Genomic DNA, 25,261 nt, shown 5'->3' on the forward strand with positions numbered 1-25,261 from the left:
GGGCCATGACTGATGCCCATACCGCACAGCACCCCTCCCCCGGCCTCCTCGACGCCCTGACCGATGTGCCCGGACTGCGCGTCGGGCACGCGCAGCGCGTCGGGGACGGCGCCCTGACCGGCACCACGGTGGTGCTGACCGCCGCGGGGGGCGCGATCGCCGCCGTCGACGTACGGGGCGGCGGGCCGGGGACGCGGGAGACCGACGCCCTCGACCCGCGGAACCTGGTGCAGCACGTCGAGGCGATCGTGCTGTCGGGCGGCAGCGCCTTCGGCCTCGATGCCGCCTCGGGCGTGATGGCCTGGCTGGAGGAGGCGGGCCGCGGCTTCCGGGTCGGTCCCGACCCGGCGCAGGTCGTGCCCGTCGTCCCGGCCGCCGCCCTGTTCGACCTCGGCCGCGGTGGCGACTGGCGGGCCCGCCCCGATGCCGCGCTCGGCAGGCTCGCGGCCGAGGCGGCGGCGCGTACGGAGGTGGGGGCGCCCGTGGAGCAGGGCACGGTCGGCGCCGGTACGGGCGCGGTGGCCGGGGGCGTGAAGGGTGGCGTCGGGACGGCGAGCGTCGTCCTGCCGTCGGGCACGACGGTCGCGGCGCTGGCCGTCGTCAACGCGGCGGGCTCGGTGGTCGAGCCCACGACGGGTGCGCTGTACGGGCAGTTGGCGCAGGGGCTGGTCGACGTCCCGGCGCCCGAGCGGCACCGTGCCGCCCAGGAGGCGCTGGCGGCCGCGCGGCAGGAGTCCGCGAAGCGTGCGGCTTCCTCCGTGCGGCCGCCGCTCAACACGACGCTCGCCGTCGTCGCGACCGATGCCGCGCTGACCCGTGCCCAGGCCCAGAAGCTCGCGGGCACGGCTCACGACGGTCTGGCCCGCGCGGTGCGGCCCGTGCATCTGCTGAGCGACGGGGACACGGTGTTCGCGCTGGCGACCGGGGAGCGCCCGCTGTCCGGGGAGGAGTTGTTCGGCAGCACGGTCCTGCCGGCGGCGGGCGCGCTCAACGAGCTCCTGGCGGCGGGGGCGGACGTGCTGACCCGCTCGGTGGTGAAGGCGGTGCTCGCGGCGGAGGGGGTGGACGGCCCGGGCGGGGTGTTCCCCTCGTACCGCGACCTGTACGGCGGCTGAGGCGGGCCCGGGCCCCGGGCCTAGCCCGCGCTCACCCTGATCTTCGACTGGCCGTGCGGCCGCTTCTCCCAGTCCTCCATGAACCGGCCGCGCAGCCCGTGCTTCTCGGCCAGCGCGATCAGCGTCTGCGTGCGGTAGTAGAAGTCCTCCCGCAGCACCTGGTGCTCCGCGCCCTCCGTGCGGTCGAAGGTGAAGTCGAAGAAGCCGCCGGGCGCGAGCACCCGCCCGACGTGCGCGAGGCATTCGTCGATGACCTCGATCGGCGAGTGCGAGAAGACGCTGTGGGCGTGCACCACGTCGAAGTGGGCGTCGGGGAGGAAGTCGAGGGTGAGGTTCTGGGTGATGGTGAGGTGGGGCAGCTTCTCCTGGAGACCGTAGGTCGTGAGGGTCTCCTTGGCCGATATGAGGATGTCGGGCGAGATGTCGATGCCGTAGTAGTGGCCGGCGTCGAGGTGGTCGATGAAGAGCCTGCCCGCGCGGAGGTTGCCGCAGCCGATGTCGAGCATGCGGTGGTGCGGGGCGAGCCCGTGCTCCATGAGGTAGTCGAACTGCATCTCGCCGAGCGCCAGCCAGCGGTCGTGGCTGCGGCTGCCGACGGCCGCCTCGGGGTTGCGCGCGGTGTCGGAGGCCATGACCGCGCGGTAGTAGTCGACGTGGTCCGGGTGCTTCAGCCGGAGCCAGCTGTCGCGGGCCGTGCGCTTCAGATACGGCGCGATGCGCGCCGGGTTGGTCACCGCGTAACGGACCTTGTGGGTGAGGTTGCTGCGGTTTTTGAGCATGGCTTTGGACGACGTCACGGAAGGGACCTCCGACGTATGCGTATGCGGTTACGTATGCGGATGTGAGTTGCGTGCGTGAGGCCGGCCCTCAGAGGACGGCGCGGCGGCGCAGGACGACGCAGATCAGCGCGATCAGAGCGGCGGCCAGCCCCAGGAAGACCGCGGTCTCGATCCACTGGAGGACCCAGAAGTCGCTGCTGGGATAGACCTTCTGATAGCGGCCGACGTAGCCCTTCTGAGCCATGCACGTCTTCAGGTCGGGCAGGCCGGGGCCCCATGGGCAGGCGTCGGCGATGGCGTCCTTGTGGCCGGTGGCGTCGATGAAGCCGAACTCCCCGGTCGACCAGCCGGTGCCGATGTACGGCCGCGGCGCGCTGCCCCGGCTGGTCAGGGCGATGGGCGAGATCCAGTCGGAGCGGAAGGTGTTGAGCAGGATCCGCACGCCGACGACGAAGGCGAGCACGGCACCCATCGCGGCCAGCGTGCGGCGCAGCAGCAGCCCGGCCGCCGTGCCCGCCGCGAGGCCGAAGAGGGCGCAGGCGATCGCGGCGGGTCCGGTGGCGTTGAAGATGTAGCCGTCGTGCCAGTAGAGGCCGTTCAGCATGTTGGAGATCGGCGACCACCACCACGCGACGAGGGCGGCGAGGACCGTCGAGCCGACGACCGCGCACACGGCGGCCAGCGTGAAGCGGGTGGCGAACCAGCGGCGGATACTGACGCCCTGGGTGAGGGCCAGCTTCCAGGTGCCGCTCTCCAGCTCGCGCCCGAGCAAGGGCGCGCCCCAGAAGACGCCGATGAGCACGGGCAGCGCGGCACTGAGGGTGCCGAGCGCGCGGAGGGCGCCGACGTTGTCGTCCAGCAGACGTTGCGCCTGCTCGATGTCGAGACCCGAGCACTCGTCGGCGTCCCAGCCCGCGCAGTGCGGGATGCGGTGGTCACTGATGAAGGCCGTCATGTCCGCGCGCTGGAACGCGACCCACGCCGCGCAGGCGACGAGGACCACCGCGCCGACCAGGATCAGGGTGCGCTGCTGGCGCCAGGCCAGCCAGAGGGCGCCTTTCACGCGGCGGCCTCCGTGGTGGCGGTACCGGCGGGGGCGGAGCGGAGATAGGCGAGCAACAGATCTTCCAGGGAGGGGATTTCGGTGACCCACCGGTCGTCGGCGGAGGCGCCGACGGGGTGGCCGTCCGTACGGAGGAGGGCGGTGACCTGGCGGCCGGTGACGGTCGATTCCACGACGGTGGCGCCGTCCAGCCCGGGCGGCAGACCGTTCTCGCGCGAGCCGTCGGCGCGGCCGGTGAGCAGGAGGTGGTCGTCGCACAGCTGCTGGGCGTCGCCCTGGAGGCGTACGCCGCCGTGCTTGAGGAGCAGCACGTGGTCGCAGACGTTCTCCAGCTCGGACAGGACGTGCGAGGACAGCACGACGGTGATGCCGCGCTCGGCGACCTCGGCCATGACCAGCCCCATGGCCTCGATGCGCACGAGCGGGTCGAGGTCGGCGAGGGGTTCGTCGAGGAGCAGCAGGCCGGGCCGCTTGCCGAAGGCGAGGGCGAGGGAGATACGGGTGCACTGGCCCGGGGAGAGCGTGCCGACGCGGGCGTCGAGGGAGATGTTCCCGGCGCGGACGATGCGTTCGGCGGTGGCCTGGTCCCAGTCCCGGTTGAGCTCGCGGCCGAAGCGGAGGGTCTCGTCGACGGTGAAGCGGGGGTAGAGCGGCTTGTCCTGGGCGAGGAAGGCCGTGCGGTCGCGGGCCTCGGCGGTCACCGGGTCGGCGCCGAAGACGCTGATCTCGCCGGTGGTGGGCCGCAGGAGACCGGTGGCGAGGTGGAACAGCGTGCTCTTGCCGGCTCCGTTGGGGCCGACGAGCGCGGTGATCCGGCCTGCGGGCAGGTCGAAGTCGCAGTCGCGCAGCGCCCATCCGCTGCGGAACCTACGGCCGAGCCGCGTCGCCCGAAGGGCCGTAGAGGCGATCGGGTCGGTCACGTGTCTTCCTCCATGGACTGCGGTGATCGGTGGGACGGGGGTGGTGCGGGAAAGCGTTCGTCGAGGGCGGCGTCGGTGAGAGCCGCGATGTCCTCCCGCTCCAGCCCGGCGTCGCGGGCCCGTGCCACCCAGTCGGTGAACTCCGCGCGCAGCGGTGAGTCCGCCGCGGCCGCGGGCCGGGACAGCGAGCGGCGGACGAACGTGCCCTGTCCGGGCCGTGGCTCGACGAGCCCCTCGCGCTCCAGCTCCCGGTAGGCCCGCAGCACGGTGTTGGGGTTGATCGCGGTGGCCGCGACCACTTCCCTGGCCGTGGGCAGCCGGTCCCCCGACTCCAGGACGCCCAGCCGGAGGGCCTGTCTGACCTGGTGCGCGAGTTGCAGATAGGTGGCGACGCCACTGCGCCGATCTATCCGGAACACGATCATTCCGCACCCTCGTTTCACTAACGTCTTAGTGGAATGATGCGGAGCGGGAGCCGACCCCGTCAAATCCCGCCGCGCCCGTACGGCGAAGCCCCGTGCCACCTGGAGGACAGGTGGCACGGGGCCCGTGGCGCTGCGTCGGTACGGCCGGGAGAACGCCTGCTCAGCGCGGCGCCGACCCGGCCGCCCGCGAGATGCGGGCGCCCAGCTCGGCCAGGTGCGCCACGAGTTCGCCCGGCTCGTGCGCCTCGAATTCGCAGTCGATCAGGGCCAGCCGGAAGGCCACCCACTCCAGGGAGTCCGCCGTCGTGAAGTCCAGCCGGCACCGGTCGTCGTCGAGCGGCTCGGGCGTGCCGAGCGCGCCGGGGAAGCGCGCGGCGACGAAGGACGCGGGGGCGTGCAGGGTGGCCACCACGCGGTACGTGGGCTGGAGGCGCGTCATGGAGCGGCTCATGAACTCCGCCGCGTCCGCCGCCGGCAGCTCGCGCGGGGTGAAGCGCGCGCCCGTGGCGAACGGCTCGCTGACCCGGTCCACCCGGAACGTACGCCAGTCGTCGCGGTCGATGTCGTACGCCACCAGGTACCAGCGGCGCCCCGTGCTCACCAGCCGGTGCGGCTCGACCAGCCGCTGGGTCTGTGTGCCGTCGCCGGTGCGGTAGGCGAACCGCAGCCGTTCGTGGCCGGTGGCGGCCGCGGCCATGACGGTCAGCGTCCGCGGATCGACAGTCCCCGAGTCGCCCCAGGTCAGCGGGACGGTCGCGGCCTGGAGCGTGGCCACGCGGTGCCGCAGCCGGGACGGCAGCACCTGCTCCAGCTTGGCGAGGGCCCGCACCGACGCCTCCTCGATGCCGTCGACGGCGTGGCCCGCGCCCGCGCGCAGGCCCACCGCGATGGCGACGGCCTCCTCGTCGTCGAGGACGAGCGGCGGCATCGCGGCCCCCGCGGCCAGCCGGTACCCGCCGACCGCGCCCATCGTGGCCTGCACGGGGTAGCCGAGGTCGCGCAGCCGCTCGATGTCCCGCCGGATCGTGCGCGGGGTGACACCGAGCCGCTCGGCGAGCTCGCTGCCCGGCCACTCGCGCGGGGTCTGGAGCAGGGAGAGCAGGGTCAGCAGCCGTGCCGGGGTGTCGGTCATGTCACCCAGCCTGCCAGCGAAGTGGGACACATTCTGTCCTACATGCCCTCTAACGTCGGAGGCGTTCCCCCCGCTCACCCAGGAAAGGGCTTCTCTTGATGTCCACCGACTCACCACCTGCAGACCGCCGCCGCTGGCTGGCGCTCGCGGTCGTGATGACCGCGTCCTTCATGGACCTGGTCGATGTCACCATCGTCAACATCGCGATGCCGAGCATCCAGCGGGACATCGGCGCCTCGTTCAGCGTTCTGCAGTGGCTCAGCGAGGGATACGCGCTGGCCTTCGCGATCGGCCTGATCACGGGCGGACGGCTGGGTGACATCTACGGCCGCAAGAGGATGTTCCTGCTGGGCATGGGCGGCTTCACGCTCGCCTCGATGCTGTGCGGCATCGTCAGCGACCCGCAGCTGCTGGTCGCCGCCCGGGTGCTCCAGGGCCTGATGGCCGCGATGATGGTGCCCCAGGTGCTGTCGATCATCCACGTCACCTTCCCCGCCCACGAGCGCGGCAAGGTCTTCGGGATGTTCGGCGCGATCGTCGGCCTCGGCGCGGTATCCGGCCCGCTGCTGGGCGCGCTGCTCACCCAGTGGAACCTCTTCGGCCTGGAGTGGCGCCCGATCTTCCTGATCAACCTCCCGGTCGGCATCGCAGGTCTGCTCCTCGGCCGCCGCTTCATCATCGAGTCCAAGGCTCCGCGTGCGCTGAAGCTCGACCTCGTCGGCGTGGCCCTGGCCAGCGCCGGGCTGCTGATGCTGCTCTACCCGCTGACGCAGGGCAGGGAGCACGACTGGCCGGTGTGGGGCTTCGTCTCGATGGCGCTCTCGGCGCCGGTGTTCGCGGCCTTCGTCCTGTACGAGCGCCACAAGTCCGCCAAGGACGGCGCGCCGCTGGTCGAGCTGTCGCTGTTCAAGGTCAAGAGCTTCGCGGCGGGCATCGGCGTGCAGCTGACCTTCGGTCTGACCTCCGGCATCTTCTTCCTGGTCTGGACGCTGTACATGCAGATCGGCCTCGGCTGGTCGGCGCTGCGCGCGGGTCTGACGGGCGTCCCGTTCTCGCTGGCCGTCTCCGCCGCGGCGGGCATGTCCGTGCAGAAGCTGGTGCCGCGGTTCGGGCGCAAGGTGCTCCAGGCGGGCGCGCTGGTGATGGCGGCGGGCGTGCTCACGTACATCTGGGAGGCCGACCGCTACGGCGCCGGCATCAAGTCCTGGCAGATGGCGCTGCCGCTGGTCGTGATGGGCGCGGGCATGGGCCTGATCGTCGCCCCGATCACCGACGCGGTGCTCTCGGAGGTGCCGCGCGACCACGCCGGTTCCGCGTCCGGGCTGATCAACACGACGCAGCAGCTGGGCAACGCGATCGGGCTCGGCCTGGTCTCGGTGGCGTTCTTCGGGGTGGTGGACGACGCGGATCCGCGCACGCGGGCGGTGTCGGACATCTTCGGGGAGGCGTTCGTCCACTCCATGTGGTGGGTCGCGGGCGGGCTGGTGCTCGTGTTCGGCCTGATGTTCCTGCTGCCGCGCAGACAGCGGTCCGCCGAGGGCGCGCCTGCCTCCGAGCCGGAGCTGGTGACCGCGTAGGCATCGGCACACGTCTTCGGACGCCGGGCGGGCTGGATCTTCCAGCCCGCCCGGCGTTTTTCCGTGTGCGCCCACTTCACGCCCGCTTCCGTTTACTTTTCCGCTCTACTCGCGGTAACGTGCCCGACAACCACAGACCCGGGCATCGAACGGACACAAAACATGTACGCACCGGAGCGGCAGCAAGAGATCTTGCGGATCGCCCGTGAGACCGGGCGCGTGGACGTCCCCTCGCTCGCCGAGGAGTTCCAGGTCACCGCCGAGACCGTGCGGCGCGACCTCAAGGCGCTCGACCGGGCCGGGCTCGTCCGCCGGGTGCACGGGGGTGCCATCCCCGCCGGGCGGCTCGACTTCGAGCCGGACCTCGCCGAGCGCGAGGCCACGGCCGCCGGCGAGAAGGACGCCATCGCCCGCGCCGCGCTCGCCGAACTGCCCGCCGACGGCAGCGTGATCATCGACGCGGGCACGACCGCCGCGCGCCTCGCCGCGCTGCTGCCGCTGGAGTCCACGCTCACCGTCGTCACCCACGCCCTGCCGGTCGCCGCGCGCCTCGCCGACCACCCAGGCATCGCGCTGCACCTGATCGGCGGGCGCGTACGGCACCGCACGCGGGCCGCGGTCGACGCCTGGGCCCTGCGCGCGTACGGCGAGATCCACGCCGACGTCGCCTTCCTCGCGACCAACGGCTTCTCCCTCGACGGCGGGCTCACCACCCCCGACCTGGCCGAGGCGGCCGTCAAGCGGGCCGCGGCCGCGGCCGCCCGCCGGGTCGTGCTCCTCGCGGACTCCGGCAAGTACGGGCAGCGGCACTTCGCCCGCTTCGCCGACCTCTCCGCGGTGGACCTGCTGATCACCGACGCGGGGCTCGCCGACGACGACGCGCGGGCAATCGAGGAAGCGGGTCCGGCGGTGGTCCGCGCATGATCCTCACCGTCACCCCCAACCCCAGCCTGGACCGGACGTACGAGATACCGCGGCTGGAGCGCGGCGCCGTCCTGCGCGCCGCCACCGACCGCGTCGACCCCGGCGGCAAGGGCGTCAACGTCTCCCGCGCCGTGGCCGCCGCCGGGCACCGCACCGTCGCCGTCCTGCCGGTGGGCGGTCCGGAGGGCGAGCTGCTGCTGCGGCTGCTCACCGACCACGGCATCGAATCCGCGGGCCTGCCCGTACGGAGCGGCTCGACCCGCGTCAACATCTCCGTCGCGGAACCCGACGGCACCCTCACCAAGGTGAACGCCCCGGGCCCCGAACTCACCCCCGACGAGGCCGAGTCACTGCTCGCGACCGTGGAGACTCGGTCCGCCGGAGCCGACTGGACGGCCTGCTGCGGCAGTCTCCCGCGCGGGCTCGCGCCCGAGTGGTACGGGGAGTTGGTGTCCCGCGCGCACACCGCCGGGGCGCGGATCGCCCTCGACACCTCGGGCCCGGCCCTGACCGCCGCGCTGCGGATGCGCCCCGACGTCGTCAAGCCCAACGCCGAGGAGCTCGCCCAGGCGACCGGCCGGCCGCTGACCACGGTCGGCGACGTCGTCGAGGCGGCGCGGGAGCTGCGGGCCGCGGGCGCCCGGGCCGTCCTGGCCAGCCTCGGCGCGGACGGCCAGCTGCTCGTCGACGACTCCGGCACGTACTTCGGCACCGCGCGCGTGGCCGCCGTCCGCAGCAACGTCGGCGCGGGCGACGCCTCCCTCGCGGGCTTCCTCACGGCGGGCGGCTTCGGCCCCGCGGCCCTCGCCTCCGCCCTGGCCCACGGCGCGGCGGCGGTCCAACTGCCGGGCAGCGCGATGCCGGCGCCGTCGGATCTGGATCCGACGGCGGTGACGGTGACGTCGGAGATCCCCCTCTCCCGCCCCCTGACGGAGCCGACGACGTGACTCCGCCGAACCCTTCCCCACCCCCTCCCCCACAGCGTCCGCAGCGCGTGACCGCGAGCAAAGGAGCCCGCGATGAGTGAGCTGATCACCGCGGAACTGGTCGACCTCGGCCTGTCCGCCGACACCAAGGAAGCGGCGGCGCGTTCCCTCGCCGAACGCATGCTGGCCCTCGGCCGCGTCACCGACCTCGACGGCTTCCTCGCCGATGTCGCCGCGCGCGAGGCGCAGATGCCGACCGGTCTCGACGGCGGCATCGGCATCCCCCACTGCCGCAGCGCGCACGTCACCGAGCCGACGCTCGCCTTCGGCCGGTCCGCCGGCCGGATCGACTTCGGCGCCCCGGACGGCCCGGCGGACCTGATCTTCCTCATCGCGGCCCCCGCGGGCGCGGACAGCGACCACCTGACGATCCTGTCGAGCCTCGCCCGGCAGCTGATGGACCCGGCGTTCACGGACGCGCTGCGCGCGGTCGCGGACGCGGAGGCCGCGGCGGCGCTGGTACGGGGTGACGTGACGCCGGAGGAGGTCGCGCGTCCCGAGCCCGAGGCACCCGAGCCCTCGTCCCGGATGTCCACCCCCTTCCGCATCGTCGCCGTCACCTCCTGCCCCACCGGCATCGCCCACACCTATATGGCCGCCGAGGCCCTGGAGCAGGCCGCGCGCACCGCCGGTGTCGAACTCGCCGTCGAGACCCAGGGGTCGGCCGGTTTCACCAAGCTGGACCCGAAGGCGATCGCCGCGGCGGACGGCGTGATCCTCGCGCACGACGTCGAGGTACGGGACCGGGACCGCTTCGCGGGGAAGCCCAGCGTCGACGTCGGCGTGAAGGCGGGCATCAACCGGCCCGCCGAACTGATCGCCGAACTGCGGGAGAAGGCCGCGCTCGCCCCGGCGGCGGCCGCACAGGCCCCCATGGACACGGCGGCCGGGACGGGCGACGGCTTCGTCACCCGGCTGCGCGCCTGGCTGATGACCGGCGTCAGCTACATGGTTCCGTTCGTCGCCGCGGGCGGCCTCCTCATCGCGCTCGCCTTCGCCGTCGGCGGGTACCAGATCAACAAGGCGCCCTCCGTCGCCGAGCACTTCGTCTGGACGGAGTCGGCGAGCTGGGCCGCGCTGTTCTTCCAGACGGGCGGCGCCGCGTTCGCCTTCCTCGTGCCGGTGCTGGCGGGGTATATCGCCTACGGCATGGCCGACCGCCCCGGACTCGTACCCGGGTTCGTCGGCGGCTCGATCGCGCTGACCGTCAACGCGGGCTTCCTCGGCGGCCTGATCGCCGGTCTGCTCGCGGGCGGAGTGGTGACGGCCGTGCAACGGGTGCGCATACCGCCCGTGTTGCGCGGCATCATGCCGGTGGTGGTGATCCCGCTGATCTCGTCGGCGGTGGTCGGCTTCCTGATGTTCCTGGTGGTCGGCAAGCCGGTCGCCTCGCTCCAGAAGGCGCTCACCGACTGGCTGAGCGGCCTGTCCGGCGCCAACGCGGTCGTCCTCGGCGTCGTCCTCGGCCTGATGATGTGCTTCGACCTCGGCGGGCCGCTCAACAAGTGCGCGTACGCCTTCGCCGTCGGCGGCCTCGCCGACCCCAACGAGGGCAGCCTCAAGGTGATGGCCGCGGTGATGGCGGCGGGCATGGTCCCGCCGCTGGCGATGGCGCTGGCCACGACCGTGCGCGGCCGGCTCTTCACCAAGGCCGAGCGCGAGAACGGCAAGGCGGCCTGGGTGCTGGGCGCGTCGTTCATCACCGAGGGCGCGATCCCGTTCGCGGCGGCGGACCCGCTGCGGGTGATCCCCTCCGCGATGGCGGGCGGCGCGGTGACCGGCGCCCTCTCGATGGCCTTCGGCTGCACGCTCCGCGCCCCGCACGGCGGCGCCTTCGTGATCCCGCTGATCGGGGCCCCGCTCCTCTACCTCGTCGCGATCGCGGCGGGCACGGCGGTCACGGCGGCCTCGGTCGTCCTCCTGAAGGGCCTCAACAGGCCGACGCCACAGCCGGTGGCGCAGGAAGAGATCCCGGTCGCCGCCTGACGCGATCACCGCCGCCGGATCCCCGGGCCGCCTCCGGGGTTCCGGCGGGGTACCGGGTTGTCCGGGGAGTCGAGCCAGGCCCGTTCCCCGGCGCCGTCCACGGTGAGCCCGAAGCGGTCGAAGCCGGGGCGGTCGTGCTCCTCCCACCACCGGAAGGCGGCTTCCGTCTCGTCCCACAGCCGGCGCGGGCCGGACTGGACCACGGCGTACTCACTCGCCCCTGGTTCGTAGTCGGCCGAAGCCCACGACTCGGTATCGGTGCTGTACGTCCACAGCGTGTACGTGCCGTCGTCGTACCGCTCGGCGCGCCAGAACGCCCCGGGCACGTGCAGCCCGATCACGAACTGTTCGAGCCATCCTCCGATGTCGGCGGGGGCCGGCGTGGTCACGCTCCTGACGCCGTCCGCGGGCCACTCCCGACCCCTGAAGTAGGCGTCGAACGGCGGGCGTTCCGTGCGCTGCTGCCGCAGGCGCATGAAGGCACTGGAGCGGGTGAAGGGACCACTCGCCGTGCGGTCCCCGCCGACGACCAGGCGCACGACGCACTCGCCGCCGTAGTCGGTCCCCCACGGCGCGACGACGACCCCTCCGGGACGGGTCTGCTCGATCCACGCGCGAGGCACTTCCCCGACCGAGCACGTGGCGATGATCCGGTCGAACGGGGCGCTCTCGGCGTGGCCCGGGCGTCCGTCCCCCACGAGCAGCAGAGGTGCCAGGCCGGCGGCCCGAAGGTTCCGCAGGGCGGCCTTCGACACGTCCGCGTCGTACTCGACGCTGAGCACGTTCGCGCCGCCGATCCGGTGCGCGAGAAGACCCGCGTTCCAACCGGTGCCCGTACCGATCTCAAGGACGCGGTGGCCTTCTTGTACGTCCAGGTCGGCGAGCATGGAGAAGGCCATGCGCGGCATGGAACTGGAGCTCGTCGGAGTGGTCCCCAGCCCGTCCCCGGTGTGCCGTCCGTCGTCCCACTGCGTCGTGAGCGGCACGTCGGAATAGACCGCCCGGAACCATGCTTCCGGGTCCCTGGCGCGGTCGACCAGCGCCGTCTGCCGGGTGCCGTCCGCGATGCCCGGCCAGATGCGGTCGGGCACGAACAGCTCGCGGGGGACTGCCTGGAACGCCGGCAGCCAGTCGGAAGTCAGCGCGCCCGCTTCCACGAGCGCAGAGGCGAGCCCCGCGGGGCCCGCCTCCTCCTTGCGTGTGGTCACGTGCGCCGCCTACTCACCCGTCGCGGGGCCGGATCCGTCGGACGTGTTGCCACCCTCGTCCGAGCCGCCACCGTGCTTGGCACCGCTGTTGCTGTCGTCCTGCCGGCTTCCGCCCTGTCCGTCACCGGAACCTCCGCCACGATTTCCCATGGTTCACTCCTTCGCAGTTGGTTCGATGGATCGTGCAACCCGCCTGGCCGTCTCCGCTTCACGGGAACGAGGGCGTATGACCGGGCGGGGGCTCATTGAGCCGCGGCTTCCGCCCACCCACCGGGGTGTCCAGGACCGCCGCCTTCTTCAACTCGGCCTCCGTGGGCTCACGCAGCTTGCCCGACGGGCAGTCCCATTCCCTGCCGCCGCCGACCGGTCGCAGCTGTACGTACGGGCCTTCACTGCCCATGCGCTCCCCGAGCCTGTTCGTCCGGGTGTCCACCGCGTACCGTCCGCTGCCCATATAGTCAGCCTCCGCATTCGCTTCCTGTCGCACACACAGCCAACAACCGGAGCCCTTCAGCGGGTAGCTTCCGGAGTGGTGGTGAACCGTGGTGAATCCACCACACCTGTCGATCTTCTGGATGGTCGCAGTGAAGAATTCGAACACGAAGCTCGCCGACTGGATCAGTCGTTCGGGGTGGTCGAAGGGCGAACTCGCCCGTCGGGTTCGGTCCCGCGCGGCGGAGTGGGGACACCCCCATGTCTCCTCCGACACGTCCAGCGTCCGGCGCTGGGTGACCCTGGGGGAGGTGCCCCGGCACCCCGTGCCGGCCATCCTCGCCGACCTTTTCTCGGCGCGCTTCGGGTACCGGGTCACGACCTACGACCTCGGGTTGGGCGAGTCGCCGGACATTGACCGGGCGCTCGTCTACAGCTCATCGTGGGCTGTGACGGTCGAAGCTGTCACCGAGCTAGGGAGAGCGGACGTGGACAGGCGGAGTTTCCTCGCGGGGGCACCCTTCGCGGCGGTCGCAGCAGTAGGGCCGTCTCGTGACTGGCTCCTCAACACCCTTGATCAGCAGCCCGAACCGGGGCGGCAAGTCCGGCTCGAAGACGTGACGGCCGTGAAGAACATGTTCGGCGCGTTCCAGGAAATGGACATCTTCCAGGGAGGCGGGAGCGGTCGGCTTGCGCTCACCGCCTACATGAACCAGCACGTCTACCCGCTGCTGCGGCGCGCTCACACCGAGGAAGTACGGCACGCGCTGTGCTCGGCCGCTGCCGAACAGACCTACCTTCTCGGCTGGATGGCCTTCGACTCCGGCGAACACGGCACAGCACAGCGATACTTGATCCAGGCACTCCGCCTGGCCGAGGAGTCCAAGGATCCGGCACTCGGTGCTCACGTGCTCGCAGGCATGGCGGACCAAGCGACGCTGCTCGGCCACCCGGATGAAGGCAAGCGCCTCGCCCAAGCCGGCCGCCAGGGGCTCATCCGTACCAGCTCCCCCGCTTGCCTCGCCGACCTCTGGACGCTTGAAGCCAGGGCGCACGCCGTCCTCGGCGACAAGAAGGCCACCGTGCAAGCCATCAACCAGGCAGAACAGAGCTTCGCCAAAGTCGACACGGCCAACGAGCCCGAGTGGGCCAAGTTCATCGACCCCGCATACCTCGGCGGCGAGTGGGCCAACGCCTTCCGGGACATCGACCAGCCGGATCACGCCGAGGAGCACGCCCGCGCATCGATCACACACGCCCGCAAGCAGAACCGGGCCCGCCGCGGAGCCATGTCCCAAGCCGCCCTCGCCGTCACCCACTTGCAACGCCGGGACCTCGAAGCCGCCCACGCCGCGGGAGTCCACACGCTCGATCTCGCCCGCCGGGTGAAGTCGTCCCGCAGCGTGGAAGCCGTCCAGGATCTGCAGCGGCGCATGATCCCCTTCGGCAAGCACCCCCTTGTGGCCGACTTCAACGAGCGGGCCCGGGTCCTCCAGGCGGCCTGAGGGTTACGCCCTGCACCCCCACGACGAGGAGCTGTCCGAGCGAGCCGCGAGTCCACCGTGCCCGTACGGGCAGAGGGCAAAGAGAAGGGCCCCGGCGCAGGGGGGGTGGCGCCGGGGCCCGGTCTATGAGGTTATGCCCTTTTACGCCGCCGCGTCGAAACCCGTGTCGTGAGCCATCTTCTTCAGCTCCAGCAGGGCGTGCTTCTCGATCTGCCGGATGCGCTCACGCGTGAGGCCGTGCTGCTTGCCGACCTCGGTCAGGGTGCGCTCGCGGCCGTCCTCGATGCCGTAGCGCGCCTTGATGATCGAGGCGGTGCGCTGGTCGAGGCGGCCGATGAGGTCCTCCAGCTCCTCGCTGCGGAGCAGGGCGATCACGGACTGCTCGGGCGAGACGGCGGAGGTGTCCTCCAGGAGGTCTCCGAACTGGGTCTCGCCCTCGTCGTCCACGGACATGTTCAGGCTGACCGGGTCGCGGGCCCAGTCGAGCACGTCGCTGACGCGGGCCGGGGTGGTGTCCAGCTCGGCGGCGATCTCGGCGGGCTCGGGATCGCGGCCGTTCTCCCGGTTGAACTCGCGCTGGACGCGGCGGATCCGGCCGAGCTCCTCCACGAGGTGGACGGGCAGCCGGATCGTGCGCGACTGGTCGGCGATGGACCGGGTGATCGCCTGACGGATCCACCACGTGGCATACGTGGAGAACTTGAACCCCTTGGCGTAGTCGAACTTCTCGACCGCGCGCACCAGGCCGGCGTTGCCTTCCTGGATGAGGTCGAGCAGGGGAAGACCGCTGCGGGGGTAACGGCGGGCGACGGCGACGACGAGGCGGAGGTTGGACTTGATGAAGACATCCTTGGCGCGGGCGCCCTCGGCGGCTATCGCCTCCAGCTCCACGCGGTCCGCACCCGCCGCTCCGGCCCCCTCGGCGTCGACGGCGCCGTCGAGGAGCTGCTGGGCGTAGACCCCGGCCTCGATGGTCTGGGACAGCTCGACCTCCTTGGCGGCGTCGAGCAGGGGCGTACGCGCGATCTCTTCGAGATACATGCCGACCAGGTCGCGGTCGGCGATTTCCCCGCCAGCGGCGCGAACGCTGCGTGCCCCTTCAGCGCCCTTTGCGGCGGTCTGACGACGGGCGACGGCACGGGTTGCCATGCGTGCTCCCTTGCGATGAGTCGGTCGCGGGACGGATGGGACTCCCCTTGAGGGCGGACCCTTTCACGGGGTGCCCCGTCCGAAGGAAAGAACGACTGGAATCCGGACAGAATTCCCATGGATCGTCTTATTTTTTGTGATCATGCAGTACCCTGTCCGGCCACAGCGCGGGAGAGTGCTCCGAAGACCCAGGGAAGCGCAGGTCAGAGCGGTACGGAGGGTGACACCTGGACGGCCGGGAAGCGTGGTCCGCGGCCGTCGGCCCTGACGCCCCCGGCACCCGCTCACCCTTCAAGACGACCCGGAAGCGCCCACGGTTGCCCGCCCTCGCGCCCGGGACACCCAGAAGGCCGGAAGGCGGGATTCCGGGGCGTGGCGTGATCGAGTTGCCGCCGCCCGTACGCGGGTGTGCCCTGGTGGGACAAGCGAGCGGTGCGCGCCACCGCCGGCCGCGGAGCCGACACGGGGGTGACGCACAGGCGAGAGGAGCCCGCGATGCCGACACACTCGATCATGCCCGGCCACCACCGGGGCCACGAAGGCCCCGGCCCGGTCGCCCGCGGCACCCACCTCCCGGGCGAGGGCCACGCGTCACGCCTGTCCTGGGCCGTCCCGGCCACCGGCGGTTTCGTGCTCGGCCTGTACGCGGTCTTCCTGTCGGGCCAGAACGGCTACTCGACGCTCGGTTCCTGGCTCATGGGGATCGTCGTCGCGCTGGTCTCCGCGGGCGCCGGATACGTCCTGATCCGCGAGCGGAAGAAGATGATCACAGAGGTCCGCGCGATCGCGTACGGGAGCCTCTTCGGCGTCAGCATGGGCTTCCTCTACAGCCTCAGCGGGGACTCGGTGCTGCGCTCCATCGAGATCGGACTGCTGCTGGGCCTGGGGATGGGCCTCGCCTCGTACTACGTCTTCTACTGGCACGAGCACTGAGGCACGGGCACCGACCGGTGGTCATGCTCAGCCGAACTGCACCGACCTCTTCGCCAGCCCCATCCAGAACCCGTCGATCGCGGTGCGCTGGCGGTCGAGGTCGCCCTCGGCCGCGCCCAGGGTGACGAAGAGCGGTGCGAAGTGCTCCGTGCGCGGGTGGGCCAGCCGGCCCGCCGGGGACTTGTTCTCGAAGTCCAGCAGCGCGTCGACGTCCTGCCCCTCCAGCGCCTCGCGCCCCCACGCGTCGAACTCCGCCGACCAGGCGGGCGGCCCCGATCCCGCGTGCCGCAGCGCGGCCAGGTTGTGGGTGAAGAAGCCGCTGCCGACGATCAGCACCCCTTCGTCGCGCAGCGGCGCGAGCTTGCGCCCGATGTCCAGCAGCCGCCGCGGGTCGAGCGTGGGCAGCGAGATCTGGAGCACGGGGATGTCCGCCTCGGGGAACATCTCGACCAGCGGGACGTACGCCCCGTGGTCCAGCCCGCGGTCCGGCATGTCCTGTACGGGCGTTCCGGCGCCCCGCAGCGTCCTGCGCACCCGGTCGGCGAGCTCCGGCGCGCCCGGAGCGGCGTACCGCACGGTGTAGTAGTGCTCGGGGAAGCCCCAGAAGTCGTAGACGAGCGGCACCGTCGTGGTGGCGCCGAGGGCGAGCGGCGCCTCTTCCCAGTGGGCCGAGACCATGAGGATCGCGGTCGGCCGCGGCAGTCCGGCGGACCAGGCGGCGAGCTGGCCGGGCCAGAGTTCGTCATCGGCGAGGGGCGGTGCGCCATGGGAGAGGTAGAGCGCGGGCATGCGCTCGCCGGTTGCCTGCATGGTGCCCTCCTGGAGACATTGCTTGAACTCTCAAGCGATACTCCAGTTTAGTTCTGTCTTATTTAAACTTCAAGAAGTGGGACTCCGAGGAAGCCGGCGGGTGAAACAGTGGATGTCATGACCGATCGACCTGTAAAGGACACACAGGGCGGCACGGCCCGGAGCCGGGACGACGGGCCGCCGCGCTGGCTCAGCGAGGAGGAGCAGGCCACCTGGCGGGCGTACATGCACGCCACCACGCTCCTGGAGGACCATCTCGACCGGCAGCTCCAGCGCGACGCGGGGATGCCGCACGTCTACTACGGGCTGCTGGTCCAGCTCTCCGAGGCACCGCGCCGCCGGATGCGGATGACCGAACTCGCCCAGAGCGCCAAGATCACGCGTTCGCGCCTCTCGCACGCCGTCGCCCGCCTGGAGAAGAACGGCTGGGTCCGCCGGGAGGAGTGCCCCTCCGACAAGCGCGGCCAGCTGGCCGTCCTCACGGACGAGGGTTTCGACATGCTGAAGAAGTCCGCGCCGGGCCATGCGGCCGCGGTCCGCGGCGCCGTCTTCGACCGGCTCACGCCCGAGCAGGTCGTCCAGCTCGGCGACATCTGCCGCACCGTCGCGGCCGGCCTCCAGCCGACCACGGGCGCGGATCTGCCCTGGCTGCGCTGAGCCGCGTACGACGAAGGCCCCCTGCCCGGAGCTTAGGTTCTAGTGGTCGTTGCAACACCCCAGCTCAGGGGATTGCGATGGACCATCAGATCCGGGAGGACCGGAGGCCGCAGGGACGGAAGAAGCTGATCGCTGAGCGGACGGCATACTTCCAGCTCATGCGGCAGGGCTACAGCAACAAAGAGGCGTGCCGGATCGTGGGTATCAACCCGCGGACCGGCAAGGTGTGGCGCAACGGCCGCCATGCTCACAAGGGCTTGTCGAAGGCGCGTCCCCCGGTCCACCGGGAGCCGTCTTCGGCAGGCCCTGGCCGCTATCTGCGGGAGTCCGAGCGCATCCATATCGCTGACCGGCGGCGGGAGAAGGCGTCCATCCGGACCATCGCGGCCGAGCTGGGCCGCAGCCCCTCAACAATCAGCCGGGAGATACGCCGCAACGGCATACCGCTGCACAGGGGCGGCTCCGGCTGGGCCTACCGGCCTCACGCCGCACAGGCCCGTGCTGATGCCCGCCGGCCCCGTCCGAAGCCCGGGAAGATCGGCCAGAACCCGGAATTGCGGGACTTCATCCAGGACCACCTGTCGACACGGTGGAGCCCTGAGCAGATCTGCCAGGCTCTGCGGGCACGCTTCCCCGACCAGCCGGAGATGCACGTGACCCACGAGACGATCTACCAGGCCCTCTACGTCCAGGGCCGCGGAGAACTCCGGCGCGGGCTGACCCGCGCTCTGCGCACCGGACGGGCCATACGTCGGCCGCACCGCCAGTCCCACAAGCGCCAGCCGCGCATGTCGACAGGCATGGTGATGATCAGCGAGCGTCCGGCAGAGGCAGCCGACCGGGCGGTCCCCGGACACTGGGAGGGCGACCTCATCATCGGCAAGGCGCACAAGTCCGCGATCGGGACGCTGGTCGAGCGGTCCAGCCGCTTTGTCGCCCTGGTCCACCTGCCCGACGGCCGCCAGCCCGCCCAGATGCGCGACGCGCTCATACACACCGTCTCAGCCCTGCCCGCCCAGCTCAGACGCTCACTCACCTGGGACCAGGGCTCCGAGATGCACCTGCACCAGCAGTTCAGCACCGCCACAGACATGCCCGTCTACTTCTGCGATCCCGGCAGCCCCTGGCAGCGCGGCTCGAACGAGAACACGAACGGCCTGCTACGGCAGTACTTCCCCAAGGGCACCGACCTGTCCGGCCACGACCCTGAGCACCTCAAGGCCGTAGCCATCGAACTGAACAGCCGCCCACGCAAAACGCTCGGCTGGGAAACCCCAGCCGAGCGTCTCGCTAAGCTTCTGGCCACAGCCAGTTGATCACTGTGTTGCAACGACCCCTGGAATTCGCCGAGGGGCAGGGGGCCTTCGCGTATCGCGGCTCGCGTCAGTGCGCCATCACGGGGACGAAGTCCTCGGCGGACTCGTCGTCACCGGACTGCGCGGCGGACCCGCCCTGGTGGCCCGTGTTGATCGCGACGAACGCGATCACCGCGGACAGGGCGAGGATGCCGACCGCCCACCAGATGGCCACGGAGTAGCCGTGCACGCTCGACTGGAGGACGAGCAGCTTCTGCCCCGCGGCGCCCCGGGCGGCCTCGGACAGGTGGGACTTGGCGTACGCGGTGCTGGCGCTGGCCGCGATGGTGTTGAGCAGCGCGGTGCCGATGGCGCCGCCGACCTGCTGCGAGGTGTTGACCATCGCGGAGGCGACACCGGCGTCGCGCGGCTGGATGCCGTGCGTGGCCAGGCTCATGGCGGGCATGAAGGCCGTGCCCATGCCGAGGCCCATCAGCAGCAGGCCGGGCAGGATGCCCGTGGTGTACGAGGTGCCCAGGTCGATCCGGGTGAGCCAGAGCAGGCCGATGCCCGCGAGCAGGAAGCCCGGGCCCATCAGCCAGCGCGGCGCCACACGGGTCATCAGGCGCGCGCCGATCTGCGTCGATCCGAGGATCATCGTGAAGATCATCGGGAGGAAGGCGAGACCGGTCTTGACCGGGCTGTAGGCCAGCGCGACCTGCATGTAGTAGGTCAGGAACAGGAACAGGCCGAACATCGCGATGGCCGCGAGGCCGAGCGAGGCGTAGACGCCACCGCGGTTGCGGTCGGCGAGCACGCGCAGCGGCAGCAGCGGCGACTTCACCTTGGACTCGACCACCAGGAAGGAGGCCAGCAGCACGGCGGCGGCGATGAACAGGCCGACGGTGGCACCGGCGGCCCAGCCGTCGGACTCGGCGCGGGTGAAGCCGTAGACCAGCGAGACCAGGCCGAGGGTGGCCAGGACGACGCCGGGGATGTCCAGCTTCGAGGGGTTGCGGCTGTCGGCGGGCTCGTGGATCACGGCGATCGCACCGGCGGCGGCGACGACGGCGAAGGGGATGTTCACGAAGAACGTCCAGCGCCAGTTGAGGTACTCGGTGAAGACGCCGCCGAGGATGAGGCCCACGCCACCACCCGCACCGGCGATGGCACCGAAGACGCCGAACGCCTTGGCGCGCTCCTTCGCCTCGGTGAACGTCACGGCGAGCAGCGACAGCGCGGCCGGCGCGAGCAGCGCGCCGAAGACGCCCTGCAGGGCGCGGGCGCCCAGCAGCATGCCGGTGTTCATCGCGGCGCCGCCGAGCGCGGAGGCGACGGCGAAGCCGATCAGACCGATGACGAAGGTGCGCTTGCGGCCCCACAGGTCGGCGATCCGGCCGCCGAAGAGCAGGAGCCCGCCGAAGGCCAGCGCGTAGGCCGTGATGACCCACTGCCGGTTGCCGTCCGAGATGCCGAGGTCGGCCTGGGCGGAGGGCAGCGCGATGTTCACGATGGTCGCGTCGAGGACGACCATCAGCTGGGCCAGGGCGATGAATATCAGCGCTTTCCAGCGCCTGGGGTCGGGGGCGGTTGTCTGTGGCATGGATTGCCTACCTCAGTGTTGCGTGGTGCGGGACGGCGAGTGGCGTGGCGCGAGGACGGCCACGAAGTCTGTGGGGCTCACCCGGAGCAGTGCTCGCGGCGCAGTTCCTCCAACGTGGCCGCGGAGCCGGGGAGTTCGGAACGGGCGGGGTTCATCAGCCCGTCGAGGAAGAGCTGGACGTGCCGGTGCACGAACTGGTCGAAGGTCGAGCAGCCCTTGCCCGGAAGAGGCCTGGTCAGCTGGGCGAGGGCGATCATCAGATCCCCGACGGCGACGTCGTCGCGCAGCTGGCCCGACGCGCGGGCCGCGTCCATCAGCGCTTCGATCGCCCGGTCGAGGCGGCCGCTGGCCACGACGTGGTCCGGGTGCGTCGGGTCGATGCTCTCGGCGAACAGCGTGCACAGCGCCCCGACCCGCTCGTCCGCGGCGGCGTGGGCGAAGCGCCTCAGCGCGTGGAAAGCATCGGGCTCCTCGGCTCTTGCGGACTCCGCCCGGTCCGCGAGGCGGCCGAGGACGAAGAGGGTGACGTGGCGGATCAGCTCGGAGCGGTCCGCGAAGTGCCGATACAGCGTGGCATTCCCGACCCCGGCGCGTCGAGCGATTTCATCGAGCGAGCTCTCGTCGCCGTGCTCGACGAGCGCCTCGCGCGCGGCGGCGATGATCCGCTCCCGGTTGCGCAGGGCGTCCGCACGGAGGCGGGGCTGGGTGGTGGTGGCCACTGTGGCACTCCTCTCTGTGACCGCTGTCACGTCTCCACGAGCCTGCTCTGTGTTCCGGACCACAAGCGGGGAGCGATTCCCCGTTTCGGTCGGACGAAGGCTTAAACGGGGAATCGATCCCCGGTTGTTTCCGCTTCTCGCGTGACCCCGGTCACATTCGCGGTGCCCCCATCTGCCGCAGCCCGAGAAGCGCGCGGGCGCGCGGCGGCACAGGGTGATCACAGAGCGGCCGGACGGCGGGCCGCGCGCCCCGGAGGTGCACCGGCATGAGATCCCTGGCCATCGCGGTCATGGTGCTGACCACGCTCGCCCTCACCGTGCCGCTGCCCGCCCGGGAGGGCTCGGCCGGTGCCGTCGTCACCGCGGGGCCCGACTCCCGCTCCGCCGCGGCGGGCGGCGCCGACCGCCCGTCCGGACCCTGCGCGCTCCCCGGCGTCACCGACAGCGTCTCCGAGTCCGCGCACACCCCGTCCGGCTTCGCCCGCTCCCACGGCACGGTCCGGGCCGTCACCCTCTTCGTCGACTTCCCCGACGCGACCGCCGGGATCACCCCCTGGGAGCGCTACGCCGAGTTCTTCCCGGCGGTCGCGGACTTCTACCGGGCCAGCTCGTACGGCCGGCTGGACTACCGCTCGACGCCTGTGCCGCGCTGGATCCGGATGTCGCGCCCGTACGCCACGTACGGCATCACGCGCGGCGCGCCCTTCGACAGCGGGAGCGAGAACGGCTACCACGCGATCGCGAAGGAGATCCTCGCCGCCGTCGACCGGACGGTCGACTTCCGGCAGTTCGACCTCATCAATGTGCTGGTCGCCCCGGGCGCCGGGCCGCCCGCCACCCAGGACGTCCGCTCGGTGACCTTCGCGGGCGCCCCCACCGGGCTCACCACCGACGACGGGACCCCCTTCAAGAACGTCTCGTTCATCTGGAGCCGGCAGACCGGCGACAGCCCGTTCCGCGTCCTCAACCACGAGAACAGCCACAGCTTCGGCCTGCCCGACCTCTACTACACGAGCGCCGAGGACGGCGGCCGGGTGAAGACGCCCGTGGGCCACTGGGACCCGATGGACGAGGACTGGGGGCCGTCCAACGACTTCCTCGCCTGGCACAAGTGGAAGCTGGGCTGGCTGGCCCCCGACCAGGTGCACTGCCTGACGGGCCCCGGCCGGCGCGTCCTGACCCTGACCCCCACCTCGGTCCCCGGCGGCCCCAAGCTGGCCGTCGTCCCGCTCTCCCGCACCCGCGCGATCACCCTGGAGGTCCGCGCGCCGGGCCCCCTGGACCACACGGTCTGCCGTTCCGGCGTGCTCGTCTCGACGGTCGCCACGGACATCGCCTCGGGCGCCGGCCCCGTGCGCACCTCCGACGCCACCCCGGGCAGCATCGGCTGCTACGCCGGCGACCTGAACGTCAACGCCCCGCTGAGCGACGCCCCTTACGTCGCCGGGCAGCGGTGCTCGGCGGCGGGGGTGGACATCGAGGTGCTGAGCGGACGCGGATCCGGGACATGGCGGGTGGCCGTGACGGTGGGCGGGCGCTGACCGGCCCTCAGGCGTCCCGCCAGTGCCCGCGCCCCAGGCTGATGAGCCTCAACTGCCGCCGCGCGGTGTCCGCGATGCGCCGCTCCTCCTCCGGGGCCGCCTCCAGGAAGGCGGACGCGGTCATCACCAGGTGGTCGACGTACAGCCCGGCGAGCATCCGCACGTCCTCGGCGCTCCACCCGTCGGAGACCTCCTGCGTGGCGAGCGCCTCCGCGACCTCGTCCCCGAACCGGGCGAGCTCCGCCGCGATGGCCTCGCGCACGGCCCGTACGCCGCCGTGCCGTTCGCGCGCGACGAACCGCACGTGCGCCGGGTGCAGCCGCACATGCGCGGCCACCACCTCCACGCTGCGGTCGATGACCTCCTCGGCGTCCGCCTGCTCGCTCAGGACCGCGCGGATCATCACGTGCAGACTGCCGAGCGACTCCTCGACCAGGGCCACGCCGAGGTCGGCGATGTCCCGGAAGTGCCGGTAGAAGGCGGCGGGTGCCACCCCCACGACCCGGGTGACCTCGCGCAGCCCGAGGCTGCTCAGGCTCTGCTCCTCCAGCAGGCCGAGACCCGCCTCCAGGAGGGCCTGCCGGGTCTTCTGCTTCTGGGCCTGCCGGACGCCGAGGGTGTTGCTCATGGAGTTCAGTTAACAACTGTTTGCCGGATGACGCCAGGCGCGGTACGCTCCACTCAGTGAACAGTTGTCATCCCAACTGTTCACCCAACGCTTGAGGAAGGACCGGAAATGATCTTCCTGATAGCGGCCGTCCTCCTGCTGGGAGTCCTGGTGGGCGCCGCGGCACACACCCCGCTCCCCTTGCTGCTCCCGGCGGCGGGCGCCATCGCCGCCTGGCTGCTGGCCTTCGCGGTCCGTGAACGGACGAGGGAGCGCTGACGATGACGACGACCCTGACCACCCGGCGCCGCCCGACCGCACCGGCCCCGCACAACTCCCCCGCCCCGCGCCCCTCCCGCAGCCGGCCGGACACCATGGCCGTCTGGTCCTTCGTTCTTGGCCTGCTGGGGCTGCTCATCTTCAACCTGGTCCTGGGCCCGATCGCCCTGACCCTCGCGACCCTGGCCCTGACCCGCGGCACGACCCGCAAGGGCCGCGCGACGCTCGGCCTCGCGCTGGGGGCGGCGGACCTGATCGTCATCGCGACACTGATGGCGACGGACCACACGATCTCCTGGGCCGCGACCACCTGACCCCACCCCCGGCCCACCCGCTACACTGACGGCTGCCCCGCCTCCGTAGCTCAGGGGATAGAGCACCGCTCTCCTAAAGCGGGTGTCGGCAGTTCGAATCTGCCCGGGGGCACAGCGCAGCACGACGAAGCCCTTCCGCCCGATCGGGCGGAAGGGCTTCGTCGTGCGGTTCACCGATGAGGCTGTGCGCTACGAGTGCGAGTCACCGCAGTCGTCGCCCTTGCCGCCACCCTTGCCGTGGCCGCCGCCCTTGCCATGACCCTCGCCCTTGCCGTGGCCGCCGCCCTTGCCATGACCCTCGCCCTTGCCGTGGCCGCCACCCTTGCCATGCCCCTTGCCCTGGTCGCAGTCGTCGCCCTTGCCGTGGCCACCGCCCTTGCCGTGACCCTCGCCCTTGCCATGGCCGTGGCCCTCGCCCTTGCCGTGGTCGCCACCGCCCTTGCCGTGGTCGCCGCCTCCGAGCTGATGGGTGGTCACCATGACGCTGTGGGGCGGCGCGATGGATTCCGCGGCCGATGCCGAACCGGCTCCGGCGGCGATGAGCGCGGCGGCGAACGGGACGGCGGTCACGAGAGCGAGAAGGCGGGCCCTGCGGTTGCTGGCCATGTCAGTTCCTCCAAATGGAAAGCGGGCAGCACGGAGTGGTCCGACCTGACCAATCCGTCGACGTGGCGGCGTCTGCGGACCAAAGTGGCTCATCGCAACGTCTGATGACCAGGGGAAACCGGTTCTCTCCTCCACAAGCGTGAAGAGAGTTCGGTAAACCTCCCGCCGCCCCACGGATCCGCAAACCGCTTACGACGCCGGGTCCTTGAGGTCGTTGATGACGAGGTCCTGGAGGCGGACGGAGAACCAGACCTCCTGCTTCGCGCCGCCCGACCACCGCTCCGTGAGGACGACCGTGGAGTGGCCGGCCCCGCTGCCCTCGTAGCGGGTGGCCCAGGAGGCGGGGACGTTCTGGGCACGGAAGACGGGGTCGGCGTCGTGCTGGAGGGCCCAGGCGTCGAGGCGCTTGTCCAGGTCGGGCGCGAGGTAGCGGGCGCGCACCTGGGCGGGGGTCGAGTGGCCCTTGTGGAGGACGGCCTCCCGGTATTCCCGGAAGAAGGAGTTGACCCGGACCTCGGCCCGGGACTGCTGGGCCGCCGTGACGGCGGGGGCCGTGGGGGCGTCCGCGGCCCGGGCGGACAGGGCGAGCGGGCCGGCTGTCAGCAGGGCGGTGGCGACCACGGCGGCGCAAAGCCTCGTACGGTTCGGCATATTCATGAAGTAAGCACGTACCCATAAATCCGCACATCACTCGCT

At 71.6% G+C, this 25,261-nt stretch carries 26 protein-coding genes and 1 tRNA gene; 13 read left to right on the forward strand and 14 right to left on the reverse strand.

The genetic code is table 11. The features are described from left to right. Positions 1-5: 5 nt before the first annotated feature. Positions 6-1,115, forward strand: a complete 1,110-nt coding sequence (locus tag DXZ73_RS19400) for a P1 family peptidase (protein ID WP_116212246.1) — start codon at positions 6-8, stop codon at positions 1,113-1,115. Between the two features lie 20 nt (positions 1,116-1,135). Here DXZ73_RS19400 and DXZ73_RS19405 read toward each other — a convergent pair whose 3' ends face one another. The 5 genes from DXZ73_RS19405 to DXZ73_RS19425 all read right to left on the reverse strand — a co-directional run bounded on the left by DXZ73_RS19405 (position 1,136) and on the right by DXZ73_RS19425 (position 5,434). Further along, positions 1,136-1,894: a class I SAM-dependent methyltransferase gene (locus DXZ73_RS19405; protein WP_116212247.1), complete on the reverse strand. Its 759-nt coding sequence runs from the start codon at positions 1,892-1,894 to the stop codon at positions 1,136-1,138. A gap of 88 nt (positions 1,895-1,982) precedes the next feature. Further along, positions 1,983-2,957: an ABC transporter permease subunit gene (locus tag DXZ73_RS19410; RefSeq protein WP_116212248.1), complete on the reverse strand. Its 975-nt coding sequence runs from the start codon at positions 2,955-2,957 to the stop codon at positions 1,983-1,985. Further along, positions 2,954-3,877 (reverse strand): ABC transporter ATP-binding protein, encoded by a 924-nt coding sequence (locus tag DXZ73_RS19415; protein WP_116212249.1) that lies wholly within the window; start codon positions 3,875-3,877, stop codon positions 2,954-2,956. Before DXZ73_RS19415 ends, DXZ73_RS19410 begins: the two co-directional genes overlap by 4 nt. Then, entirely contained in the window at positions 3,874-4,302 is a 429-nt protein-coding gene (locus DXZ73_RS19420; protein ID WP_116212250.1) for a GntR family transcriptional regulator, read from the reverse strand. The genes DXZ73_RS19415 and DXZ73_RS19420 overlap by 4 nt, the downstream gene beginning before the upstream one ends. Before the next feature lie 160 nt (positions 4,303-4,462). Then, positions 4,463-5,434, reverse strand: coding sequence for a helix-turn-helix transcriptional regulator (locus tag DXZ73_RS19425; protein ID WP_116212251.1), 972 nt, complete (start codon positions 5,432-5,434; stop codon positions 4,463-4,465). A 98-nt stretch (positions 5,435-5,532) separates the two neighbouring features. On the opposite strand from DXZ73_RS19425, the gene DXZ73_RS19430 reads away from it, so the two are divergent. From DXZ73_RS19430 to DXZ73_RS19445, 4 genes are all read left to right on the forward strand, one after another. Continuing rightward, positions 5,533-7,011 carry an MFS transporter gene (locus DXZ73_RS19430; protein ID WP_116212252.1) on the forward strand — a complete coding sequence of 493 codons (1,479 nt, stop codon included), beginning with the start codon at positions 5,533-5,535 and terminating at the stop codon, positions 7,009-7,011. Positions 7,012-7,173: 162 nt separating this feature from the next. After that, complete coding sequence (locus DXZ73_RS19435) at positions 7,174-7,935, forward strand: DeoR/GlpR family DNA-binding transcription regulator (protein WP_116212253.1); 762 nt, start codon at positions 7,174-7,176, stop codon at positions 7,933-7,935. Continuing rightward, the gene (pfkB, locus tag DXZ73_RS19440; RefSeq protein ID WP_116212254.1) at positions 7,932-8,882 is read left to right on the forward strand and encodes a 1-phosphofructokinase; all 951 of its coding nucleotides are present in this window, start codon (positions 7,932-7,934) and stop codon (positions 8,880-8,882) included. Before DXZ73_RS19435 ends, pfkB begins: the two co-directional genes overlap by 4 nt. 72 nt (positions 8,883-8,954) lie before the next feature. Then, a complete protein-coding gene (locus DXZ73_RS19445) occupies positions 8,955-10,907 on the forward strand; it encodes a PTS fructose transporter subunit IIABC (RefSeq protein WP_116212255.1) in 1,953 nt (650 codons plus the stop codon). Between the two features lie 5 nt (positions 10,908-10,912). On the opposite strand, the gene DXZ73_RS19450 is transcribed toward DXZ73_RS19445, so the two are convergent. Both DXZ73_RS19450 and DXZ73_RS19455 read right to left on the reverse strand, forming a co-directional pair. Continuing rightward, entirely contained in the window at positions 10,913-12,115 is a 1,203-nt protein-coding gene (locus DXZ73_RS19450; protein WP_205519188.1) for a methyltransferase domain-containing protein, read from the reverse strand. A gap of 208 nt (positions 12,116-12,323) precedes the next feature. Next, on the reverse strand, positions 12,324-12,569 hold the full coding sequence (locus DXZ73_RS19455; RefSeq protein ID WP_116212256.1) for a hypothetical protein: 246 nt from the start codon (positions 12,567-12,569) through the stop codon (positions 12,324-12,326). Positions 12,570-12,699: 130 nt separating this feature from the next. Between DXZ73_RS19455 and DXZ73_RS19460 the strand changes: the two genes are divergently transcribed. Then, positions 12,700-14,052 carry a transcriptional regulator gene (locus tag DXZ73_RS19460; RefSeq protein WP_116215713.1) on the forward strand — a complete coding sequence of 451 codons (1,353 nt, stop codon included), beginning with the start codon at positions 12,700-12,702 and terminating at the stop codon, positions 14,050-14,052. 141 nt (positions 14,053-14,193) lie between these two features. On the opposite strand, the gene DXZ73_RS19465 is transcribed toward DXZ73_RS19460, so the two are convergent. Continuing rightward, the gene (locus tag DXZ73_RS19465; RefSeq protein WP_116212257.1) at positions 14,194-15,201 is read right to left on the reverse strand and encodes a sigma-70 family RNA polymerase sigma factor; all 1,008 of its coding nucleotides are present in this window, start codon (positions 15,199-15,201) and stop codon (positions 14,194-14,196) included. A gap of 495 nt (positions 15,202-15,696) precedes the next feature. Between DXZ73_RS19465 and DXZ73_RS19470 the strand changes: the two genes are divergently transcribed. Beyond that, on the forward strand, positions 15,697-16,134 hold the full coding sequence (locus tag DXZ73_RS19470; RefSeq protein WP_162890256.1) for a hypothetical protein: 438 nt from the start codon (positions 15,697-15,699) through the stop codon (positions 16,132-16,134). A gap of 27 nt (positions 16,135-16,161) precedes the next feature. On the opposite strand, the gene DXZ73_RS19475 is transcribed toward DXZ73_RS19470, so the two are convergent. After that, the gene (locus DXZ73_RS19475) at positions 16,162-16,944 is read right to left on the reverse strand and encodes a dioxygenase family protein (RefSeq protein WP_116212259.1); all 783 of its coding nucleotides are present in this window, start codon (positions 16,942-16,944) and stop codon (positions 16,162-16,164) included. 225 nt (positions 16,945-17,169) lie between these two features. Between DXZ73_RS19475 and DXZ73_RS19480 the strand changes: the two genes are divergently transcribed. Next, positions 17,170-17,601 (forward strand): MarR family winged helix-turn-helix transcriptional regulator, encoded by a 432-nt coding sequence (locus DXZ73_RS19480; protein WP_240351759.1) that lies wholly within the window; start codon positions 17,170-17,172, stop codon positions 17,599-17,601. A 77-nt stretch (positions 17,602-17,678) separates the two neighbouring features. Continuing rightward, positions 17,679-18,917, forward strand: a complete 1,239-nt coding sequence (locus DXZ73_RS19485) for an IS30 family transposase (RefSeq protein ID WP_116212261.1) — start codon at positions 17,679-17,681, stop codon at positions 18,915-18,917. A 67-nt stretch (positions 18,918-18,984) separates the two neighbouring features. Here the strand turns inward: DXZ73_RS19485 and DXZ73_RS19490 are convergent, their stop codons facing one another. Further along, entirely contained in the window at positions 18,985-20,499 is a 1,515-nt protein-coding gene (locus DXZ73_RS19490; RefSeq protein WP_116212262.1) for an MFS transporter, read from the reverse strand. Between the two features lie 77 nt (positions 20,500-20,576). Further along, positions 20,577-21,218 (reverse strand): TetR/AcrR family transcriptional regulator, encoded by a 642-nt coding sequence (locus DXZ73_RS19495; protein WP_116212263.1) that lies wholly within the window; start codon positions 21,216-21,218, stop codon positions 20,577-20,579. A gap of 266 nt (positions 21,219-21,484) precedes the next feature. Between DXZ73_RS19495 and DXZ73_RS19500 the strand changes: the two genes are divergently transcribed. Beyond that, entirely contained in the window at positions 21,485-22,759 is a 1,275-nt protein-coding gene (locus DXZ73_RS19500) for a M6 family metalloprotease domain-containing protein (protein WP_240351414.1), read from the forward strand. A gap of 7 nt (positions 22,760-22,766) precedes the next feature. Here the strand turns inward: DXZ73_RS19500 and DXZ73_RS19505 are convergent, their stop codons facing one another. Continuing rightward, a complete protein-coding gene (locus DXZ73_RS19505; RefSeq protein ID WP_116212264.1) occupies positions 22,767-23,387 on the reverse strand; it encodes a TetR family transcriptional regulator in 621 nt (206 codons plus the stop codon). A gap of 108 nt (positions 23,388-23,495) precedes the next feature. Here DXZ73_RS19505 and DXZ73_RS38240 point away from each other — a divergent pair, with 108 nt between their 5' ends. The 3 genes from DXZ73_RS38240 (at position 23,496) to DXZ73_RS19515 (ending at position 24,071) form a co-directional block, all read left to right on the forward strand. Then, positions 23,496-23,645 (forward strand): hypothetical protein, encoded by a 150-nt coding sequence (locus DXZ73_RS38240; RefSeq protein WP_162890258.1) that lies wholly within the window; start codon positions 23,496-23,498, stop codon positions 23,643-23,645. A gap of 2 nt (positions 23,646-23,647) precedes the next feature. Further along, the gene (locus DXZ73_RS19510; protein WP_116212265.1) at positions 23,648-23,959 is read left to right on the forward strand and encodes a hypothetical protein; all 312 of its coding nucleotides are present in this window, start codon (positions 23,648-23,650) and stop codon (positions 23,957-23,959) included. A 39-nt stretch (positions 23,960-23,998) separates the two neighbouring features. Next, positions 23,999-24,071: transfer RNA gene (locus tag DXZ73_RS19515), tRNA-Arg, on the forward strand. Between the two features lie 77 nt (positions 24,072-24,148). Here the strand turns inward: DXZ73_RS19515 and DXZ73_RS38815 are convergent. Continuing rightward, complete coding sequence (locus DXZ73_RS38815) at positions 24,149-24,565, reverse strand: hypothetical protein (RefSeq protein WP_205519189.1); 417 nt, start codon at positions 24,563-24,565, stop codon at positions 24,149-24,151. 189 nt (positions 24,566-24,754) lie between these two features. Then, positions 24,755-25,222, reverse strand: a complete 468-nt coding sequence (locus DXZ73_RS19525) for a hypothetical protein (RefSeq protein ID WP_162890259.1) — start codon at positions 25,220-25,222, stop codon at positions 24,755-24,757. Positions 25,223-25,261 lie beyond the last annotated feature (39 nt).

It is taken from the genome of Streptoverticillium olivoreticuli subsp. olivoreticuli, from assembly GCF_003391135.1.
GTDB classification, from domain to species: Bacteria; Actinomycetota; Actinomycetes; order Streptomycetales; family Streptomycetaceae; genus Streptomyces; species Streptomyces blastmyceticus.

Bases quoted from the DNA above. Each gene is read 5' to 3' on its own strand.
- DXZ73_RS19445 (WP_116212255.1), top strand. From the start codon at position 8,955: ATGAGTGAGCTGATCACCGCGGAACTGGTCGACCTCGGCCTGTCCGCC.
- DXZ73_RS19480 (WP_240351759.1), top strand. From the start codon at position 17,170: ATGCACGCCACCACGCTCCTGGAGGACCATCTCGACCGGCAGCTCCAG.
- DXZ73_RS19485 (WP_116212261.1), top strand. From the start codon at position 17,679: ATGGACCATCAGATCCGGGAGGACCGGAGGCCGCAGGGACGGAAGAAG.
- DXZ73_RS19430 (WP_116212252.1), top strand. From the start codon at position 5,533: ATGTCCACCGACTCACCACCTGCAGACCGCCGCCGCTGGCTGGCGCTC.
- DXZ73_RS19420 (WP_116212250.1), bottom strand. From the start codon at position 4,302: ATGATCGTGTTCCGGATAGATCGGCGCAGTGGCGTCGCCACCTATCTG.
- DXZ73_RS19455 (WP_116212256.1), bottom strand. From the start codon at position 12,569: ATGGGCAGCGGACGGTACGCGGTGGACACCCGGACGAACAGGCTCGGG.
- DXZ73_RS19425 (WP_116212251.1), bottom strand. From the start codon at position 5,434: ATGACCGACACCCCGGCACGGCTGCTGACCCTGCTCTCCCTGCTCCAG.
- DXZ73_RS19510 (WP_116212265.1), top strand. From the start codon at position 23,648: ATGACGACGACCCTGACCACCCGGCGCCGCCCGACCGCACCGGCCCCG.
- DXZ73_RS19525 (WP_162890259.1), bottom strand. From the start codon at position 25,222: ATGAATATGCCGAACCGTACGAGGCTTTGCGCCGCCGTGGTCGCCACC.
- DXZ73_RS19505 (WP_116212264.1), bottom strand. From the start codon at position 23,387: ATGAGCAACACCCTCGGCGTCCGGCAGGCCCAGAAGCAGAAGACCCGG.
- DXZ73_RS38815 (WP_205519189.1), bottom strand. From the start codon at position 24,565: ATGGCCAGCAACCGCAGGGCCCGCCTTCTCGCTCTCGTGACCGCCGTC.
- DXZ73_RS19500 (WP_240351414.1), top strand. From the start codon at position 21,485: ATGAGATCCCTGGCCATCGCGGTCATGGTGCTGACCACGCTCGCCCTC.
- DXZ73_RS19475 (WP_116212259.1), bottom strand. From the start codon at position 16,944: ATGCAGGCAACCGGCGAGCGCATGCCCGCGCTCTACCTCTCCCATGGC.
- DXZ73_RS19465 (WP_116212257.1), bottom strand. From the start codon at position 15,201: ATGGCAACCCGTGCCGTCGCCCGTCGTCAGACCGCCGCAAAGGGCGCT.
- pfkB (WP_116212254.1), top strand. From the start codon at position 7,932: ATGATCCTCACCGTCACCCCCAACCCCAGCCTGGACCGGACGTACGAG.
- DXZ73_RS19405 (WP_116212247.1), bottom strand. From the start codon at position 1,894: ATGCTCAAAAACCGCAGCAACCTCACCCACAAGGTCCGTTACGCGGTG.
- DXZ73_RS19435 (WP_116212253.1), top strand. From the start codon at position 7,174: ATGTACGCACCGGAGCGGCAGCAAGAGATCTTGCGGATCGCCCGTGAG.
- DXZ73_RS19400 (WP_116212246.1), top strand. From the start codon at position 6: ATGACTGATGCCCATACCGCACAGCACCCCTCCCCCGGCCTCCTCGAC.
- DXZ73_RS19470 (WP_162890256.1), top strand. From the start codon at position 15,697: ATGCCGACACACTCGATCATGCCCGGCCACCACCGGGGCCACGAAGGC.
- DXZ73_RS19490 (WP_116212262.1), bottom strand. From the start codon at position 20,499: ATGCCACAGACAACCGCCCCCGACCCCAGGCGCTGGAAAGCGCTGATA.
- DXZ73_RS38240 (WP_162890258.1), top strand. From the start codon at position 23,496: ATGATCTTCCTGATAGCGGCCGTCCTCCTGCTGGGAGTCCTGGTGGGC.